This window comes from Hymenobacter gummosus (assembly GCF_003970915.1).
GTDB lineage: Bacteria > Bacteroidota > Bacteroidia > Cytophagales > Hymenobacteraceae > Solirubrum > Solirubrum gummosum.
The window spans coordinates 37,160-56,185 of record NZ_RXOF01000011.1 but is presented as its reverse complement, the minus strand read 5'-3'; the positions used below and the strand labels follow the sequence as shown (position 1 = coordinate 56,185).

Below are 19,026 nucleotides of genomic sequence, written 5' to 3'. Positions count from 1 at the left end.
GTCAGGGCCGGTCGTCGACGGCGTCGCGCCAGAAGCGCTTTTCCAGGCGGCGCACGTTGGCTTCATCCTTCAGGCTGAGCAGGTAGCGCAGCAGCCGAGGCAGCTCCTGGTCGTCGGGGGGCTGAATGCGCCGCGTCAGCTCCCCGGCCCCGATACGGCTGCCGTTGAGGCGGGTGATGCGCTGCCCGCGGGCCGGGGCCGCACAGCAGCAGGAGCAGCAGGAAGCACAGCAGCAAGCGGGCGAGCATGGCAATCAGGGACTAAGTCCCCGATAAGGTAGCTTTTTCGGGCGGGAGCAGCAGCGCAAAAGTGGTGGCCGCGCCGCCGCTCGGGCCGCTGGCGGGAGCAGGGTTTTCGGAGTAGGGGGTGGTAACCAAAAAGTGTATTGGAAAATAAGTATATGCCTTTACTGATTGGGGGTGCTGGCTTCTATATTGGGCGAAATACACCCAACAGCCCTTCTTTTCACCACCCTTGTTTAAAAAGGTATGCAAAAAACGATTACCCGATTACTAATCGGCGCCCTGGCGCTGCTGGCGGGTATCCAGGCCGCCCGCGGGCAGACCAGCTACGTGCCCGTAGTCGTCAGCGGCTTCAACGCTGACGTGGTGGCCAGCGGCACGGCCGCCGTCAACACCACCACCAGCTACGACCTGGACGGCAGCGACGGACTGGGCTACACCTTCACGAGCCCGGACTACCGCAACCCTACCGCTCCAAACACGGCGCCCACCCGGCCGCTGCCCGCCAACGGCATCATCACCAACCGGCTGAACACCAGCATGACCTTCCAGCTGGCGGGCTACGGCGGCACCGGGGCCACCAGCTTCAACTCCCTGCGCCTGCCCGCCACCGGCAACAACGCCACCGCCTCGGGCACGCTCACGCTGGACGCGCCCCAGCCCGCCGCCGACGTGTACGTGCTGGCTACCTCGGGCGGGGGCGCCAGCACCGTCACGCTCACCCTGACGTTTACCGATAACACCACCCAGAGCGTGGCCGCGCAAACCGTGGGCGACTGGTTTTCGGGCACCGCCAACATTGCCTACCAGGGCCTGGGCCGCGTCAGCCGCGGCAACAACGCCATCGACAACGCCAGCACCACCACCTTCCGCCTGTTTCAGCTTCGGGCCACCATCAGCGCCGGCAACCTGAGCAAGTCGGTGGAGCGCATCAGCTTCAACAAGACCTCGGCCGCGGGGGCGCTGAACGTGCTGGCCGTAACCATCGTGCCGCCCTGCGCGGGCACGCCCACGGCTGGTAGCACCACCGCCGGCGTGGCCTCGGCCTGCTCGTCTACCAGCATTGCGCTGAGCCTGAGCGGGGCCAGTACCTCGCCGGGACTGGCCTACCAGTGGCAGCGCAGCACCGACGCCGGCCAGAACTGGAGCGACATCAACGGAGCTACCGCCGCCACGTACTCGGCCACGGGCCAGACGGCCGAGACGCAGTACCGCGCCCGCGTGACCTGCGGCGCCTCGGGGCTGTCGGCCACCTCCACGCCCGTGACGGTGGCCCAGAACCCATTCTACAACTGCTACTGCGCCGCCGCCAGTACTGGCACCAACGAGTATATCAACAGCGTGGCAGTGAATACGCTCAGCAGCGTGAGCAACGCCAACAGCGGCGGCTACGCCGACTACACCAGCAACGCCAGCCTCACCACCAGCCTCAGCCAGGGCGCCAGCTACGCCTTCGCGCTGGGCGTGCGCTCCAACGCCGGCGGCTCGCAGGGGGGCGTCTGGATCGACTACGACCACAGCGGCACCTTCGACGCCACGGAGTACACCGCCATTGGCGGCTCCGATCAGATTGCCTCCGACGTGGTGCTGACCAATACGCTCAGCATTCCGGCCACGGCCCTGCTGGGCCCCACCCGCATGCGGGTGCGCTGGCGCAACTCGGCCATTGCCCCGGCCGACGCCTGCGTGTCGGGCAGCACCAGCTGGTACGGCGAAACCGAGGAATACCTGGTCAGCATTGCCAGTGCCTCGGCCTGCGCCGGCACGCCGCCCGCCACCACCGTGGCGGCTTCGGCGGGCAGCACCTGCGCCGCCACCGCCTTCACGCTCACGCTGACGGGGCTGCCGGCCGGCGCCACCGGCTACAGCATTCAGTGGCAGAGCCGCCCGGCCGGCACCGGTACCTTCACCAACCTGGGCACGGCCTCGGCGGCGCCCACCTACACCGTGGCCGACCAGCGCGCGGCCACCGAGTACCGGGCCGTGGTAACCTGCACCAACAGCACCCTGAGCACCGCCTCGGCCCCGACGACGGTAGCCCAGAACGACTTCCTGACCTGCTACTGCACGCCCACCCAGGGCGCGGGCTGCGCCACTTATGCCACCATCAACAGCGTGGCGCTGAACACGCTCAGCAGCAGCACCGGCTGCGGCGGCACGCCCTACTACTTCCTGTACCCGGCTTCCACGCCCGCCAACACCACCACGCTAACCATCGGCACGAGCTACCCGCTCACGGTGAACCTGGGCCGCTACGCCAAGGTAGGCGTGTGGATCGACTACGACCACAACGGCAAGTTCGACGCCGCGGAGTACACCTTCATCGGCTCGAACAGCGGCAACACCGTGGGCAGCACGGCCTCGGTCAGCCAGACCATCAGCATCCCGGCCTCGGCCCTGAGCGGCGACACCCGCCTGCGCGTCCGTTCGCAGTACTACCCCACCTCGTCCACGCTCGACGGCAACAGCAGCTGCGCGGGCTTTAGCTACGGCGAAACCGAGGACTACACCGTGACGCTGGTGCCCGAGCTGGCCTGCGCTGGCGGCCCGCCGGCCACCACGGCCACGGCCTCCGTCGGCAGCACCTGCGGCGCAGCTTTTACGCTGTCGGCCACGGGCATTGCGGCGGGCACCACGGGGCTGAGCTACCAGTGGCAAAGCAGCCCGGCCGGCGCGGGCAGCTTCACCAACCTGGGCGCGGCGCAGACCACCCCCGGCTACACCGTGACGGGCCAGACGGCCGCCACCGACTACCGCGTGGTGCTGACCTGCGCCAACGGCGGGCAGAACACCACCAGCAGCGTGGTGACGGTAAGCCAGAGCAGCTTCCTGGCCTGCTACTGCGCGCCCACGGGAGGCAGCTGCGCCAACGAGTGGGTGCGCGGCATCACGCTCAACACCCTCAGCAACACCGGCACCACCTGCACCAGCGGGGGCTACGCCGACTACTCGGGCAACTCGGCCCTGACCACCACGCTCACGCCCGGCACCGCCTACTCGATCAGCCTGGCCATGCGCTTCAACGCGGCCAACAGCCAGGTGGGCGTGTGGATTGACTACGACCACAGCGGCACCTTCGACGCGGCCGAGTACACCGCCGTGGGCACCGGCCCGCCCACCAACTTCTCGAACCTGGACGCTTCCTACTCCGCGACCATCAACGTGCCGGCCGGCGCCCTCACCGGCCCGACGCGCCTGCGCGTGCGCTCCAACAACGGCGCCCTGAACAGCGGGCAGGCCTGCCTGAACAACTTCTCGGGCGAGGTGGAAGATTACGTGGTGACCATCAGCGCGCCCGTGGCCTGCACGGGCACGCCCACGGCCGGCACGGCCACGGCTTCGGTGAGCCGCGTGTGCGCCGGCACGGGCTTCACGCTCGGCGCCTCGGGCCTGCCCAGCGGCATCAACGGGCTGAGCTACCAGTGGGAAAGCTCCCCCGCCGGCGCCGGCACCTTCGCGCCCATCGGCGGGGCCACGACCGTTAGCTACGCCGTGGCGGGCCAGTCGGCCGCTACCGACTACCGCCTGGTGGTAAGCTGCGCGGCCAGCGGCGAATCGGCCAGCTCGGCCCCGGTGACGGTGGCCCAGACGCCCTTCACCGACTGCTACTGCGCCCCGAGCTACGCTTCCGGCGGCACGGGCGACATCATTACCAGCGTGGACCTGTGGCCGCTCAGCAACAACACGGCCGGCGAGGGCAACCCCGCGCCCTACTACCACGACTACTCCACGGTGCAGACCTCGACCAGCGCCATCCTCGTGCCGGTGCTGGTGCCGGGCCAGACCAGCAACGTGACGCTGAAGTTCGGCGGCGACGGCAACCAGTACAGCGGCGTGTGGGTGGATTTCAACCAGAACGCCGTGTTTGAGCCCGCCGAGTTCTTCTCGCTGGGCAGCAGCGCCGGGGCGGGCGGCACGGCCGTCATTCCGGTGAGCGTGCCGGCCACGACCCCGCTGGGCCCGACCAAGATGCGCGTGCGCGGCGGCAACAACGCGGCCGTGCTCGACGCCGAAGCCTGCGGAGCCAGCACTGGCTCGGCCAACGGCGAGGCGGAGGACTACCTGGTGCGCGTCAGCGCCACGCCGCTGCCCGTCACGCTGACGCGCTTCGGGGCCCGGCGCGCGGGCGCCGCCGCCCTGCTGAGCTGGCACACCGCCTCCGAGACGCCCGACATGCGCTACGAGGTGGAGCGCAGCCTCAACGGCCGCGACTTTGTGCGCCTGGCTACCCTGGCCGGCCTGGGCCGGGCCGCCGAGTACAGCTACCGCGACCTGAGCCCCGCCGCCGGCCTGAGCTACTACCGCCTGCGCATCGTGGAAACCGACAACTCGGCCGCGTACTCGCCGGTGGCCATCCTGCCGGCCGCCGCGGGCAGCCTCAGCCTGACGGCCGCGCCCAACCCGGCCGCCGCCGAGCTGACGGTGCAAGTCGACGGGCCCGCGGCCGCCGGGGCCACCGTGCAGCTGCTCGACCTCGCCGGCAAGGTGCTGCAGACCGGTCGCCTCGACCAGCAGCGCGCCAGCTTCCGCCTCGACAAGCTGCCGGCCGGCGTGTACCTGGTGCGCTACCGCGACGCCGCCCACGACAAGACCATCAAGGTGCTGAAGCAGTAAGCGCTTCGGCTCCATGAAAAAAGCCCCGCCGTGCTGCACGGCGGGGCTTTTTTGTGGGCTGACGGATCGGCGCCTCAACCGGCTGGGGCCGACGGGGCTCAGGCTTCGGCGGCGTCTGCCTGCTCGGCGGCCCGCAGCAGGGCCAGCTTTTCCTCCTCCAGATCCAGCTGCACCTCCTGCCGGCGAATCAGCTCGTCGTCGAATTCTTCTCGGCGGCGCAGCAGCTGCAGCTCCCGGCGCTGGGCCCCGAGCAGCTCGGCGTTGATGCGGTGAAACTCGGCCACTTCCGCCTCGATGCCGTCGTCGTGCTCCAGGTGCAGGCGCTGCCGGTTCAGGCGCAAGTCTTTTTCCAGCTTCTTGTACAAGCTGCCCACCAAAACGTTGGCCCGGACTTGCTCGGGGTAGTGACGGCGCAGCCGGCGCAGAGCGGTGCGGGCCAAATGGTGCCGGATGGCGCTTTGCTGCTCGGCCTCCGGCCGGTGCCCGTCGCGGTCCTCCACGCCAATCCAGCGAATGAGCAGCGGCAGCAGCAGGCTCTGGCCCACCAGGGTGAGCAGTATCACCACGAAGGTGATGAACAAAATCAGGTTGCGGTGCGGAAATGCCTGCCCGCCCGGCCCCAGCAGCGGCACCGACAAGGCCGCCGCCAACGACACCACCCCGCGCATACCCGTGAAGCCCAGAATCAGCGGCCCGCGCCAGCCCGGGTTGGCGTCGCTGACCTCGATAAACCGACTGATGAAGTGACTGAACGGCGAGGCGGCCACCGTGAAAAGTACCCGCGTCAGCACCACCACGGCCGTAATCAGCGCGCCGTAGCCCAGGGCCTGCCCCATGGAGTAGCCCTCCAGCCCGGCCACGATAACCGGCAGCTCCAGCCCGATGAGCATGAACACGGCCCCGTTCAGCACGAAGCCCACCGTGGCCCAGGTGTGCAGGCTCTGCTGGCGGTTGGCGGGCGTGAAGATGCGCGGGCTGTGGTAAGACAGCAGCAGCCCCCCGCTCACCACGGCCATGACGCCCGAGGCGTGCACGGCCTCGGCCCCCACGTACAACAGGTAGGGCGTCACCAGCGTCAGGGCCGTGTGGATGCTGGGCGTGGTGGGCAGCCAGCGGTGAATGGCGTAGAACACGGCGGCCACGGCCAGGCCCACCGCCACGCCCAGCAGCGTGACCAGCAGGAAGCTGCCCGCCGCCTGCTGCCACTGAAACGCGCCCGACAGCACCGCCGCCGGCGCGAAGCGGAATACGATGAGGCTGCTCGCGTCGTTGACCAGACTCTCGCCCTCCAGCACCGCCGTGAAGCGCCGCGGCAGGGCCATGTTGCGCATCACGCTGCTGGCCGCCAGCGCATCGGGCGGCGACACGATGCCGCCCAGCAGAAAGCCCAGGGCCAGCGTGAAGCCCGGAATAAACGCCTGGCTGACCAGCGCCACCGCGCCCGAGGTGAGCAGCACCAGTCCGAAAGCCAGCACGCTGATGAGCCGGCGCCAGCGCCAGAAGTCCTTCCACGAGGTAAACCAGGCCGCTTCGTAGAGCAGCGGGGGCAGGAAAATCAGGAAGATGAGCTCCGGGCTGATGCTCAGCGGCGGCAGCCCCGGCAGAAAGCCGACGGCCAGCCCCCCGAGCACCAGCAGCACGGGGTAGGGCAGGCGCAGCCGCTGACTGAGCACCACCAGCAGGCAGATGACCAATAACAGGCCCAGACAGAGCAGTAGCGTATCGTGCATACGGCGGCAAATGAACGGTTCGGACTCTGGCTTCAAGGTAATAGATTGAGCCCGGCAGTAACAGCGCAGCGGCGGCATGCAGGGCCCCCAACGGCTCAACCAGCCACTAGAGCTAAAATCTAGCTCCCCTCCTCAGATGAGGAGGGGTTGGGGGTGGTTGAAAAATTAGAAGTAGAAATTAATTCTAGAAGTCGTTCAAACGGCAAGTCAACCACCCCCGACCCCTCCTCATCTGAGGAGGGGAGCTAGATTTTGGCTCTAGCTGCTAGCTTCAGCGGGCTTACTCTTTTCCCGAAGACTGCACCTTGCTTTACCCGGGGTAACCAGCCCGCGGCCAAACCCGGCGCTGCCGGCCGTGGTTGATGCAGCAACTCGTACTCACGGCCGCCGCGCCGGCCCCAACGCCCTCTTATGGAACTCGGAATCGACAGCTTCGCCTCGCACCTGCTCAGCACCAGCAGCGGCCCCACCCTCAGCGCCGCCGAGGCCATGCGCCAACTGCTGGCGCGCATCGAGCGGGCCGACGAGGTGGGGCTCGACGTGTTTGGCATCGGGGAGCATCACCGGCCCGAGTACCTGGATTCGGCCACGGCCGTGATTCTGGCCGCCGCGGCCGCCCGCACCAAGAACATCCGCCTTACCAGCGCCGTCACCGTGCTCAGCGCCGCCGACCCGGTGCGCATCTTCCAGCAGTTTGCCACCCTCGACCTTATTTCCCAGGGCCGGGCCGAGCTGGTGGTGGGCCGGGGCTCGTCTATCGAGGCCTTCCCGCTGTTCGGCTTCGACCTCGACGACTACGACGCGCTGTTTGCCGAGAAGCTGGAGCTGCTGCTGCAGATTCGCAGCGAGGAGCGGCCGCACTGGTCGGGCAAGTTCCGGCCGGCCCTCACGGGGCAGGGCATCTACCCGCGGCCCCTGCAGGCGCAACTGCCCATCTGGCTGGGCGTGGGCGGCACCCCGCAGTCGTTTGCGCGGGCCGGGCTGCTGGGGTTGCCGCTGATGGTGGCCATCATCGGCGGCGACACCCACCGCTTCCGCCCGCTCATCGACCTGTACCGCGAAGCCGGGCGCCGCGCCGGCCACGCCCCCGAGCAGCTGCAGGTGGGGCTGCACTCCCTGGGCTACGTGGCCGAAACCACCGAGGAGGCCATCGAGGCGTTTTACCCCGGCTACGCCCGCACCTTCTCGGCCCGCAGCAAGGAGCGCGGCGGCCCGCCCGTCACCCGCGCCGCCTTCGACGCCCAGACCGGGCCGCTGGGTGCCCTGCTGGTGGGCAGCCCCGAAGACGTGGCCGCCAAAATCCGGCGCCACGCCGAGGCGCTGGGCGGCATTACGCGGGTCACTTTTCAGATGGACGTGGCCACCCGGCCCCACGCTGAGCTGCTGAACGCCATCGAATTGCTGGGCACGCGGGTGGCGCCCCTGCTGCGCTAAAGCCGCGGCGGCGCCGGCCAGCTTTGGCGCCGCGTTCGGCCAAGCTCGGCCGTGGCCCGTATAAGAAGCCGGCAGGAGCGTTTTCCCGGCGCCCTGCTTCTTCACCTAGCGCTAATAACCCCCGTATGGCTACCACGCCCAACCACCCGCACCCCGAGCACGACGCCGACAAGCCCGCTTCCGCCTCGCGCCGCAACGACGGCTCCAACGACAACCCGGACGAGTTCAGCGAGTTTCGCAAATCCGACGCACCAGGTACCGAAGACTACTCCCGCGAAAGTGAGCAGGCCGACCCCTGGGCGCAGCCCGGCCACGTGGAGCAAAACCAGAACCCCGAGGCCGTAAAAGCCACCGAGAACAGCTCCAACGACGCCAAGCGCGAAGCCTGGGCCAAGGACGACCCGCGCTACGGCAGCGGTCCGCGCCCGGCCACCCCGGACGAGGCCCCGAAAGAATAGCCCGACCATCCGGGCCGCACCATTACGCGGCCGACGGTTCTTTATCCAGGGGCCGCGCTCTGCTTGTCAGGGCGCGGCCCCTTGTTTTGGGGACCTGGGCTGCCGCAACCTCACTGCGGCCGAGAGGGGAAGAGCGGCAGGCCCGGCACGGTAGTACCGCTGCCAGGTTTCCCAGCATGCTGCCGACGCGTTTCGGCAGCCACTGGGAAACTTCGGTAGGCCAGCCACAGCTTGCACTGGTCAGCCGGGAAAGTTGGGCTGACCAGTGCAAGCTGTCGACGGGCACCCGGGAAACTTAGGTCGGCCTCCGCAAGCTGTCGATGCTCGACCTGGAAACTCAGGGTAGCCTCCGAAAGCTGGTGAAGCCCACTTTAAGTTTCTAGGGTGGATAAAGTAAAGAAACGTAGGACGGGGCCAGGTTTACTGCTCAGCTACGAAATACCGGGCTACCCGCCAGCCGGAGCCCTGCCGTACCAAGCGGCCTTCGGCTACCACGCCCTCAACGCGGTAGTACAGGCGAAAAATTAGCGTATCCTGCCGCCGGTGCAGCTGCCCGAGCTGCAGGTAGTCGCGGATGCCCTGCTGTTGCAGTTGGCGCTCCGTCAGCAGCAGTACGGGCTGCTTGAACTTGCTCAGGCGCAGCTCAGCAGTGACAAAAGCATCGGTTTGGAGCTTTACCGGCCGCCGCGCCGCCAGCTCGGGGTGGTAGAAGCCTTGCAGCTGCGGCAAATCGAGCAGAAGCTGAAGGACCTGTTGTCGCTCGGCTAGGGGGAGGGTGGTGGGCTCTACCTGCCGCATCGGCTGGGCGGCCAGGCACATGGCGGCCGTGAGCAACAGCCTAGCCGAACGGAACATGGACAATGGAGCGGGGCTTACGTGGCGCAACGGGTGAAGCATTATCATCGGGCTCGTTTCTGCGGCCTGTAATGCTCCATCTTGTAGGCCATAAACTGGTTTGCCGTGTCCTTAAAGCTGATGCGGCTTAGCATCCTGTAAGGTCCGCCCTGCGTCACAAACGTGACTTTGTACTCCCGGCGGTTGCCCTCCAGCCGAGTCACTTCGGTAGGCCTGGGCATGACGAGGCTGTCGGTGGCGTGGCCGATGGTGGTCCAGAAGTCGAAGTTGCCGGGCTTGTATACGCCCACGAAGTCGAGGGTTTCCAGGGGCTTGGTCAGCACGGCCGTCACCACGAAAGCCGAGACGCTGTCATCAATGCGGTAGGTTTTTTCCTTGAGCGAGTACACCCGCTTGATCTGGCCATTGGCGTGGCGGGCCAGCTCCCTTTCGATGCCGAGGGATATCAGCCGCGGGGCATAGGTTTCGGTGGGCTCCAGCGGGCGGGCCAGTGAATCCAACTGTCGGGAGGCCACGACCAGAGGCCGGGGGCGCGGCAGGCGTGTGCGGTAGTGAAGCTCCGGCTCGGAAGAGCACGCTGTCATTAGCAACAGGCTGAAACATACGGGCCACGGTTTCATACTTGAAGAATAAAGAGTAGAGCGAAGAAGCAGCCGCAAAGCTAAGCACGTTGCCTAAGCGGCCCGCTCCGTGCCTGCTGGTCAACTTTGGCCGCGCCGCCACTACCGCCCGGCCCCCCGGCCCGGCTTCGACAGCGCCTGTCTCGGCAGCGTTTCGGGCACGCCGCCCTTGGTCAGCGTCAGCGCGTAGGGGCGGCCGGCTTTGCTTACCAGAAACTCCACGGTGCGGTCGGGATTCTTCTGGTTGAAGAACTTCCGCTCCGATTCGGGCAGCAGGGGCGTTTCCAGGTTCTGCAGGTACAATTGCCCGCCCACGTGCAGGATGTCGGTTTCGCCGTAGCGGCCCGCGTAGGCCGCCAGCCCGGCCGGGGCTACGGGCAGCGGCTGGTGCACGTAGGGCAGCTGCACGGCCTTGCCGAACAGGATGCCCGCCAGCCCGTAGCTGATCCAGTGCGACTCGGCCTGGTTGTTCGACAGCACCGTCACGAACACCGCGTCCTGGGGGTAGCGGTCCATGGTGGTCATGGCCCCGAAGTAGCCCCCGCTGTGGGTGAGCAGGTAGTGGCCCTGGTTGTAGAAGGGGTTGATAAAGATGCCGTAGCCGTAGTGGTCGAGGAAGCCCTTGCCCGGAAACTGCTTGTTATGCTGGGTGTTCATCAGGGCCTTGGAAGCTTCCGACAGCAGCGCCGTGCCGCGCATAGCCTGGTCCAGCTTGGCCAGGTCCTCCGCCGTGGAGTACAGCCCGTCGTGCCCCAGGTTCACGTCCCAATTGATGGCGGGGTTTTTCACCAGCGCGGCCCCGTCGCGGAAGTAGAGCCGGGCCAGGCGTGGCACCAGGGCCAGGTTGCTGTTCAGGCCGGTATTGCGCATGCCCGCCACGTCGAAAATGTGGCGCTGCAGGTACTCCCCGTAAGTTTGGCCCGAGGCCTTTTCGATAATCAGCCCCAGCAGGTAATACCCCACGTTGCTGTACTGCAGCCCGGTGCCCGGGGCAAACTTCACCGGCTGCCGCCGCAGGTACGCCAGCACCGAATCCGGTGGCGCCGACATCTGGTGCAGGTACATGTCCTCAAAATCCAGGGCCAGCCCCGCGGTGTGCGTCAGCAGGTGGTGCACGGTAATGGCGTCGCCCGTGGGGAAGCCGGGCACAAAGGCGCTGAGCTTGTCGGTGAGCCGCAGCCGGCCGCGCTCCGCCAGCTGCAGCACGGCCAGGGCCGTGAAGTGCTTGCTGATGGAAGCCAGGGTAAACTTGGTGTCCAGGGTGTTGGGCACGTTCCACTCGCCGTCGGCCAGGCCGTAGGCCCGGTGCAGCAGCACCGAGTCGTGGCGCGTCACCAGCACCACGCCCGCGAAGCCGTTGACGGCGTGCTGGGCCTGCATGTAGGCCGCCAGTTTGGCTTGCACGGCGGCGGGCTGGCTGAAGGCGGGCATGGCCAGGGCCAGCAGCAGCCCGAGGATTGGTAGGCGCATGAAAGGGGGGAGGGTTAAGGTTGGGCGGGGGAGCAGTTGGCCAGGATTTTCCGCAGCGTGGCGTCGAACTGCGCCAGCTCCGCCGCGCTCAGGCCCTGTAGGGCCGTTTGCTGGTTGAGCTGAATGGTGGGGCTGAGACGGGCCAGCGTCTGCCGCCCGCCGTCGGTGATGCGCAGGTCGGATTTGCGCTTGTCGGTGGGGTGGGCGGCCCGGGCCAGCAGGCCCTTCTGCACCAGCAGCTCGATGATGCGGGTGATGGAGGCCTTGTCTTTGAACACCAGCTCGGCCAGGCGCTGCTGGCTCAGGGCGGGGTAGTTGCTGAGCACCATCAGGGTCAGGCCCTGGTCCACCGTCAGGTCCGTTATAACCTGGTCGATGTTCTGCTGGCAGAGCCGGCGGTAGGCCTTGATGGTCTGCTCCAGGGTGTAGAGGACGGTTGGCTGGGGCGGGTCGGGCTGCATAGGCGGAGGTTATGGCAGTAAACTTAGTTGATATATCAACTAAATCAAAAGGAGGGCCCGCCGCTTTTTTCGGTCGGGTGTAGCGGCACGGCATAAGCACCGCCGGCCGCTTATTCTGCTCCGCAAGCCCGGGGTGCCCGCGCGGGGTTGCGTATCTTTGTCGCCAATACCCTGACGTAAATGATTTCCATTTCCGACCTCGACTTCCACTTCGGCGCCCGCACGCTGTACGATAAGGCCTCCCTGCACATCAAGCCCAAGGACAAGATTGGCCTGATCGGGCTCAACGGCCAGGGCAAATCCACCCTGCTGCGCCTGCTGGTGGGCGAGTACCGCCCCGACGGCGGCTCCATCTCGATGAGCAAGGATGTGTCGCTGGGCTTTCTGAACCAGGATTTGCTTAGCTACGACTCGCACGAGCCCATTCTGGTGGTGGCCATGCAGGCTTTCGAAGAAGCCCTTGGCCTGCAGAAGAAGATTGACGAGGTGCTGCTGGAGTTTGAGACGAACTACACCGACGACCTCGTCGACAAGCTGGCCGCCCTGCAGGAGCGGTTTGAGGCCCTGGGCGGCTACACCATGCAGGCCCGCACCGAGGAAATCCTCGAAGGCCTGGGCTTCACCACCGAGGAGCTGCAGAAGCCGCTGAAGCTGTTTTCGGGCGGCTGGCGCATGCGCGTGATGCTGGCCAAAATCCTGCTGCAGCAACCCTCGCTGCTGCTGCTCGACGAACCGACCAACCACTTGGACCTGCCCTCCATCAAGTGGATTGAAACCTACCTGGCGGGCTACGAAGGCGCGGTCATCATCGTGTCGCACGACCGGGAATTCCTCGACAACACCACCAACATGACGGTGGAGGTGACGGGCGGCAAGCTGGTGCCCTACGCCGGCAACTACTCCTTCTACCAGGAGGAAAAAGCTCTGCGCGACGAAATTCAGCAGGGCGCCTACGACAACCAGCAGGCCGCCATCCGGCAGGCCGAGCGGTTTATCGAGCGGTTTAAGGCCAAGGCCAGCAAGGCCAAGCAGGCCCAGAGCCGCCAGAAGATGCTCGACAAGATGGACCGCATCGACTCGGTAGCCCCCGAGGCGGCCAAGGTGAATTTCTCCTTCCGCTTCTCGGTGCAGCCCGGCCGCCACATCCTGCGCATGGAGCACGTGACGAAGAAGTACGGCGAGAAGCTCATCTTCCGCGACACGAATGTGCACATCGAGCGGGGCGACAAAATTGCGCTGATCGGGGCCAACGGCAAGGGTAAATCCACGCTGATGCGCCTGGTGTCGGGCTCGGAAGCGCCCACGGCCGGCACCCACCAGCTGGGCCACAACGTGATTATGGCCTTCTACGCCCAGCACCAGCTGGAAAGCCTGAACGTAGACAACGAGGTGCTGCAGGAGATGGTGCAGGCCGGCTCGAAGCGGACGGAAATGGAATTGCGCACGGTGCTGGGCTCCTTCCTGTTCACCGGCGACTCGGTGTTCAAGAAAATCAAGGTGCTCAGCGGGGGCGAGAAAAGCCGCGTGGCCCTCGCGAAAACGCTGATTTCGGAGGCCAACTTCCTGCTGCTCGACGAACCGACCAACCACTTGGACATGCAGTCGGTCAACATCCTGATTCAGGCGCTGGAGCAGTTCGAGGGCACCTTCCTGGTCATCAGCCACGACCGTTACTTCGTGGAAAATGTGGCGACCAAAATCTGGTACATCGAGGACTACCAGCTCAAGGAGTACCCCGGCACCTACCACGAGTACGAGCAGTGGCAGGAGGAACGGGCCAAGGAGGCCAAGAAGCTCGGCCTCACGGCCCCGGCCGCCCCGAAAGCCGCCCCCAAACCCGAGCCCAAAGCCGACGCCCCGGCCAAAACTCCTTCGCCCGACCAGAAAAAAGCCCTGAAGGAGCTGGCCGAGGTGGAAAAGAAAATCGAGGAGCGCGAAAAGGAGCTGGCCGACTACGAAAAGCTGCTGGCCGACCCGCAGATCTACAACAACGCCGCCCAGCTCAAGGACGCCACGCTCAAGTTCGAGCAGGTGAAGAAGGAGCTGGCCCAACTCAACGACCGGTGGGAAATGCTGGCGGAGATGTAAGCGGGCTGATTCCGTGAATTAGCAAGCCCCGCTGGATGCTTCCGGCGGGGCTTTTTGATGTGCAACGAGCAGAGCTTTATGCAGGTGTGATATTGGTAGCACTCCTGCTGATTTAAAAAATGCTGATGCCGTGATGTTCGTCCGCTCCATTTATAATGTTCAGCCACACTTGTATAAATATCCATGTTGTAGGCAGCCCTTCTACGATGTGTCACAAAGAGACTGCCTGAATTTTAAAATTTGCTTTTTGTTTCTTGCTTTTTTTCCTGAGGTGTTCCTCCTCCATAATAATTAATTAAAAATTCAAAGGCATCGAAAATTCTCTTGTAGTAGTAGTCACTTATAAATTCATTGGAGAATTCATCAAAAGTATAGTAAATGCGGTAGCCATCTTGCACATATCGTGAACCATAGCCCCCACGACCATTAAGTTGTTGTTCAAATTCTTGCAACGGATACTCTAAACTTCTTATATAATGTTTTGCATCATACCAAATTATATTATCGTAAACTTCATATTTATTCTTAAAACTTTTTGTACTTACAATATATAAACCCATACGTTGATTATTTGAATACGGCACTTTCTCAAATCCTCTATCTTCAAACCATGCTTTTGAGAGGTCAATAAGGATTCGCTCACGCTGAACATTATTGAAACGAGCAGCAGTATTCCGTGATTGTATAAATATGTCTATTTGCAATGTGGAATCGTGTAAAGAATAAGAAGTTTCCCAATTATCAGTACTGGTAATATCTTTCTTAGTTCTTTTGAATTTTGCTGCGCATTCATTTAAGAAATTGATTGCGTCTTCAGGTTTTCTATTCTTTTCATATTCATAATTTTTTAACCCTTGCTCAAAATATTGATGAATTTGCAAAATTTCATTGTATTTCTCTGTAGGATAAGTGGTTTTGTCTATTAATTGGAAAAAATCGTTGGAATACTTTGAAAAAATGCTATAGTTTTCGTAAGACTTTTTAATATGTTCCTCGCTCTTATCTTTGCTGCTTTCAAGATTATTGTAAATTGACTTTATGAGCAGATAAAGAGTTTTGGGAGTCCATTTCTCCATTTTTTCTTTTAGTTGATAACAGATAGTGTAAGAATTATAGAAGCTTCCAGCTTCATACTGTTCTTCAGCATCTTGATAAATCTGCTTCGCCTCTTCATCAGAAATTTGAGCTTGAGCAAAAGATGTGAGGGTTGCAAAGAAAAAAAAGAAAAAAAACTTTCGCATGACAGTAGTAAGCTTTTTGGTTGTCAAATGTTACTTATTCCAGAAATTACTGTCTATGGTTTTAGAAGTAGAAACAATATTTATTTTTTTGAAATTGCTATCTACTACACAGCTTACTCCAAAATTTTTTGCATTAGATTGTATTTCCTTCAATGCATTGGAAACATCCGATTGGCTTTTGAAAAACCCTACTAAAAGTGTTATGCCGTACCTATTGATATTATTTTCAAATTTACTTTTTTCAACTATATTAGAAAATAACGGAAATGTTCCATCTCTATATCTATATACAATAAAAACTTTTAGTGATAATGGTATTATTTGCGCTTCGTCATATTGCCTTTTATAGCCTATATAATATACGGAATCAATTGTAGAATTTATTGCGCTGGTTTTTAAGGTTAAATTATTATTTGATAGCATTAAAGAATCAATTGAGAATTGCCTTATCATTTCGGTATTTATGCGTTCTTCTTCTTCCTGTCTTTTTCTCTCCTCTTCTAGTTTGGCTTGTAGTTGCTGTTGTCTCCGTTGTTGGTCTGCTTCATATTGCCGTTGTCTCGCTTCAGTTTTTCTCTGTGCATTTTGCGCAAGTATATCAGAAATGTCCTTAATTCCTGTTTGAAGAGAATTGAAAAGTTGTTCATTGTTTTCCCTTCTCGTTTGAAATTGATGATTTATGGTATTGAGTTGATTTTGTAGTTGCTCGGTACTATTTGGATTGCTTTGAGAAGCGTTTCGGGTGTTTGGGCGAGACAAAGCATTAGTTGCTGTTTCACTTTCATTGCTTTTGTTGTTGATGTAACTTTCATAGTTTGCGTGGGTCTGTTGCAACTTGATTTCTTCGATCTGAATATCATTAAATGCAGTTTCTATTTCCGAAAGATTTTGGTCTGTAATATTATTCAGATGGTTTTCTAATTTTTTTACATTGTCCTCTGCCTGTTTGAGCATGCTTTCATAATCTTTAACTATCGCACCGGGTTTATAGGGCTTCCCACTGAAATAGCGCCTATAGTTGGAAACTTCCGCCTTGTATCTTTTGAGAAAAGGAATGATTTTATTTTTTAAATCATTGATAGCAATATAATTGATAGAATTAGTGCATAAGTTTACCTTTGCTCCCAATAATGTAATTAAATATTTATTTCCAGCTTGCGGGCAATTTCCCAAGAAAGAGTGGTTTTTTTGAAAGTCTTGAGCTTTTCTTACACATTCTTCATACGTATCAAAACTACCGCCCCAAATAGATGTCTCTACATTGCCCTGACAGTCGCTATAAGATACATGCCAGCATTTATTACATGATAAATTTACCGGAATACATTTTTTCACGGTTTTGCCATCACACTTTACATTTCTTTCTTCATAACCAGTTGGACAATTTTGTCCATTGGCTTTTGCCGCTAACAATAAGCAGAATAGAAATGTGTATTTGGTCATACTATAGCGTATTAAGGTCTTTTGAGTATTCGGATTGTTAGGGTGTGTCCCAAAGGGTTACATACAACATTCCTGTTGCCGAAACTGGCAACAGCGTTTTGGTTTCGGTTATATGTCCAACGGTAGCACTATAACCGTAAGTTGGCGGGTTACAGGCCGAGGCTGTCGAGGGGAGAGGCGGGGCGGTTACATTGGGCGACATGGGTGTTGATTTCGTCCTCTTGCTAACCTGTCGGTTAGCCGATACTAATATAAGTAAATGTGGTTAATGTATAACTTCTTGGCGTTATTTTAACATAAGGAAAATTTCCGTCGGCCGGAGAAGATACCGCCCCGCCCGTACCTTCGCAATATGCGCTTCTCCACCGTTACCCTGCTACTCGCCGTATCCGCCGCGCCGGCCTGCGTGCCCCTCGGCACGCCCATCACCGACCCTAATGCCGGCAAGCCGGGCCAGGCCAGCCCGGTGCAGGCGCCGCGGGCCAATCAGCAGTTGCGCTTCGAGGACGCCACCTACGACCCCGACGTGCAGAGCGTGCAGTGCTACGTGCAGACCGGGCAGCCCACTGAAATCTTCAACCCGCCGGTGGCCCCGGTGGAGCAGGCGGGCTCCATGGTGCTGGAATTCGACTACCTGGGCGAACAAAGCCGCCGCCTCACCGCCCGCCTCGTGCACTGCAACGCCGACTGGTCGCCCTCGGTGCTAACGGACCTGCAGTTTCTGGACGCCATCAACGAGTTCAACCTCACCAGCTACAAAACCTCGGTGGGCACGCAGGTGCCCTACTACCACTACACCCTGCCCATTCCGGCGGTGAAGATTTCGGGCAACTTCCTGCTGGTGGTGCAGGACGCCAACACCCGCGAACCGCTCATTTCGCGCCGCCTGCTGGTGTACCAGAACCTGGTGGAAGTGCAGGCCCAGTTGGGGCTGGCCCCCGGCGGCGCGGCCCGCTACACCATGCAGCAGATTGACTTCGGCATCCGCTACGGGGCTTATCCGCTGGTGAATCCGGCGGTGGAAACCCGGGTGGTGCTGCGCCAGAACTTCCGCTGGGACAACGCCCACTACGGCCTGCGCCCCACCTTCGTGCGCGACGCCGAGCAGCGGCTGGACTACCAGTACTTCAACTTCGAAAACGCCTTCCCGGCCCTGAACGAGTTCCGCTTCGCCGATATCCGCTCCATCCGCACCACCGGCGTGGGCGTGGAGCGCATCAACATGCAGGCCTCCCCGCGCGAGGTGCTGCTGCTGCCCGAAGCCACCCGGGCCGGCCGCACCTACACCCAGTACGAGGACGCCGACGGCCAGCGCGTGTTCGAAAACCGCGAGTACGGCAACGGCGACACCAACGCCGACTACGTGTGGACCACCTTCCAGCTGCGGGCCGAAAGCCCCGCGCCCGGGCCGGTCTACGTCTTCGGGGCTCTCACCGACTGGAAGCTCAACCCCGACTTCAAGCTCAGCTACAACGCCGAGCAGCAGCTTTACACCGGCCGCGCCCTGCTCAAGCAGGGCTACTACAACTACTACTACGTGGTGGGCCAAACCGGCGCCGCCCCCGACGCGGGCTACTTCGAGGGCAGCTACCAGCTCACCCAGAACCAGTACGACATCCTCGTGTACTACCGCCCGCCCGGCACCCGCACCGACCTCATCATCGGCTACCGGCCCATCGTGGTCAATGGCCAGCAGATTCGTACCAGCCAGGGCTTGTTCGGGAACTAGGGCCGCTGGCCGCGTCACAAAGCAGGGGCGGCGCGTGGGGCTGGCCCGTCGCGAAGCCGGCGGGAGCCGGCACGGGGCCCGGTAAGCTGAGAATAGGTCAACGCTGCTCCGGCGCAAATGCTAGTCTCAGGTTGGGCGGCAGCTTCCTTGAAGCTGTTCGATAATAAAGGCAGGTTTGGGTATGTCTCACTAACCCCAACCAATTCCCAACATGATTAAGCATTTCCGATTGCTGCTGCTGTGCGGGGGCCTGGCCCTCGGCGGTCTGCTGCCCGCCTCGGCCGTTGCGGCCCAGCCGGCTGCTCTTACCCAGGTGCTGCGCGGCGGCCCCTTCGACAACGAATACGACCACGGCTTCTACGACGGGGAGGAAGATGCCAAGGCCAACAAGTGCAACTACGCCAACAACCCCGGCGGCTACGAACAGTGGTACTACGAAGCCCGGCAATGGGCCTGGTACTACATGCAGAACGCCACTTCCGCCGAGATGTACGACTTCTGGTTTGGCTACTACAGCGGCCTGGAAAGCGGCTACTACACCCAGGTCGTGTGCGGCAGCCCCGGCCCCGGCGGTGGCGGCCCCATCGACAACCCCGGCCCCGTTGGGGGATAATACACGCATAAATCCTACCGCGTACAAC

Annotated in this window: 14 protein-coding genes; 6 read left to right on the top strand and 8 right to left on the bottom strand. The window is 61.4% G+C overall.

Annotated features, from left to right (window positions below; translation table 11 throughout):
• Position 1: 1 nt before the first annotated feature.
• Positions 2-253 (bottom strand): hypothetical protein, encoded by a 252-nt coding sequence (locus EJV47_RS17820; protein ID WP_126694536.1) that lies wholly within the window; start codon positions 251-253, stop codon positions 2-4.
• Positions 254-488: 235 nt separating this feature from the next.
• Here EJV47_RS17820 and EJV47_RS17815 point away from each other — a divergent pair, with 235 nt between their 5' ends.
• Entirely contained in the window at positions 489-4,856 is a 4,368-nt protein-coding gene (locus EJV47_RS17815; RefSeq protein ID WP_126694535.1) for a GEVED domain-containing protein, read from the top strand.
• A gap of 98 nt (positions 4,857-4,954) precedes the next feature.
• Here the strand turns inward: EJV47_RS17815 and EJV47_RS17810 are convergent, their stop codons facing one another.
• A complete protein-coding gene (locus EJV47_RS17810) occupies positions 4,955-6,586 on the bottom strand; it encodes a Na+/H+ antiporter (RefSeq protein ID WP_126694534.1) in 1,632 nt (543 codons plus the stop codon).
• Between the two features lie 411 nt (positions 6,587-6,997).
• Between EJV47_RS17810 and EJV47_RS17805 the strand changes: the two genes are divergently transcribed.
• Positions 6,998-8,020 carry an LLM class flavin-dependent oxidoreductase gene (locus EJV47_RS17805; RefSeq protein ID WP_126694533.1) on the top strand — a complete coding sequence of 341 codons (1,023 nt, stop codon included), beginning with the start codon at positions 6,998-7,000 and terminating at the stop codon, positions 8,018-8,020.
• 125 nt (positions 8,021-8,145) lie between these two features.
• The gene (locus EJV47_RS17800) at positions 8,146-8,478 is read left to right on the top strand and encodes a hypothetical protein (RefSeq protein ID WP_126694532.1); all 333 of its coding nucleotides are present in this window, start codon (positions 8,146-8,148) and stop codon (positions 8,476-8,478) included.
• Between the two features lie 420 nt (positions 8,479-8,898).
• Here the strand turns inward: EJV47_RS17800 and EJV47_RS17795 are convergent, their stop codons facing one another.
• The 4 genes from EJV47_RS17795 to EJV47_RS17780 form a co-directional block, all read right to left on the bottom strand.
• On the bottom strand, positions 8,899-9,333 hold the full coding sequence (locus tag EJV47_RS17795; protein ID WP_126694531.1) for a hypothetical protein: 435 nt from the start codon (positions 9,331-9,333) through the stop codon (positions 8,899-8,901).
• A 44-nt stretch (positions 9,334-9,377) separates the two neighbouring features.
• On the bottom strand, positions 9,378-9,848 hold the full coding sequence (locus EJV47_RS17790; RefSeq protein ID WP_126694530.1) for a hypothetical protein: 471 nt from the start codon (positions 9,846-9,848) through the stop codon (positions 9,378-9,380).
• 207 nt (positions 9,849-10,055) lie between these two features.
• Positions 10,056-11,423 (bottom strand): serine hydrolase, encoded by a 1,368-nt coding sequence (locus tag EJV47_RS17785; RefSeq protein ID WP_126694529.1) that lies wholly within the window; start codon positions 11,421-11,423, stop codon positions 10,056-10,058.
• 14 nt (positions 11,424-11,437) lie between these two features.
• On the bottom strand, positions 11,438-11,884 hold the full coding sequence (locus tag EJV47_RS17780; protein ID WP_126694528.1) for a MarR family winged helix-turn-helix transcriptional regulator: 447 nt from the start codon (positions 11,882-11,884) through the stop codon (positions 11,438-11,440).
• Between the two features lie 180 nt (positions 11,885-12,064).
• On the opposite strand from EJV47_RS17780, the gene EJV47_RS17775 reads away from it, so the two are divergent.
• On the top strand, positions 12,065-13,972 hold the full coding sequence (locus EJV47_RS17775) for an ABC-F family ATP-binding cassette domain-containing protein (protein WP_126694527.1): 1,908 nt from the start codon (positions 12,065-12,067) through the stop codon (positions 13,970-13,972).
• 233 nt (positions 13,973-14,205) lie between these two features.
• Here EJV47_RS17775 and EJV47_RS17770 read toward each other — a convergent pair whose 3' ends face one another.
• Together EJV47_RS17770 and EJV47_RS17765 are read right to left on the bottom strand one after the other, a co-directional pair.
• Positions 14,206-15,213: a hypothetical protein gene (locus EJV47_RS17770; RefSeq protein ID WP_126694526.1), complete on the bottom strand. Its 1,008-nt coding sequence runs from the start codon at positions 15,211-15,213 to the stop codon at positions 14,206-14,208.
• Positions 15,214-15,243: 30 nt separating this feature from the next.
• On the bottom strand, positions 15,244-16,656 hold the full coding sequence (locus tag EJV47_RS17765; RefSeq protein ID WP_126694525.1) for a hypothetical protein: 1,413 nt from the start codon (positions 16,654-16,656) through the stop codon (positions 15,244-15,246).
• Positions 16,657-17,008: 352 nt separating this feature from the next.
• Between EJV47_RS17765 and EJV47_RS17760 the strand changes: the two genes are divergently transcribed.
• Positions 17,009-18,385: a type IX secretion system plug protein gene (locus tag EJV47_RS17760; protein ID WP_126694524.1), complete on the top strand. Its 1,377-nt coding sequence runs from the start codon at positions 17,009-17,011 to the stop codon at positions 18,383-18,385.
• Between the two features lie 211 nt (positions 18,386-18,596).
• Positions 18,597-18,998: a hypothetical protein gene (locus tag EJV47_RS17755; RefSeq protein ID WP_126694523.1), complete on the top strand. Its 402-nt coding sequence runs from the start codon at positions 18,597-18,599 to the stop codon at positions 18,996-18,998.
• Positions 18,999-19,026 lie beyond the last annotated feature (28 nt).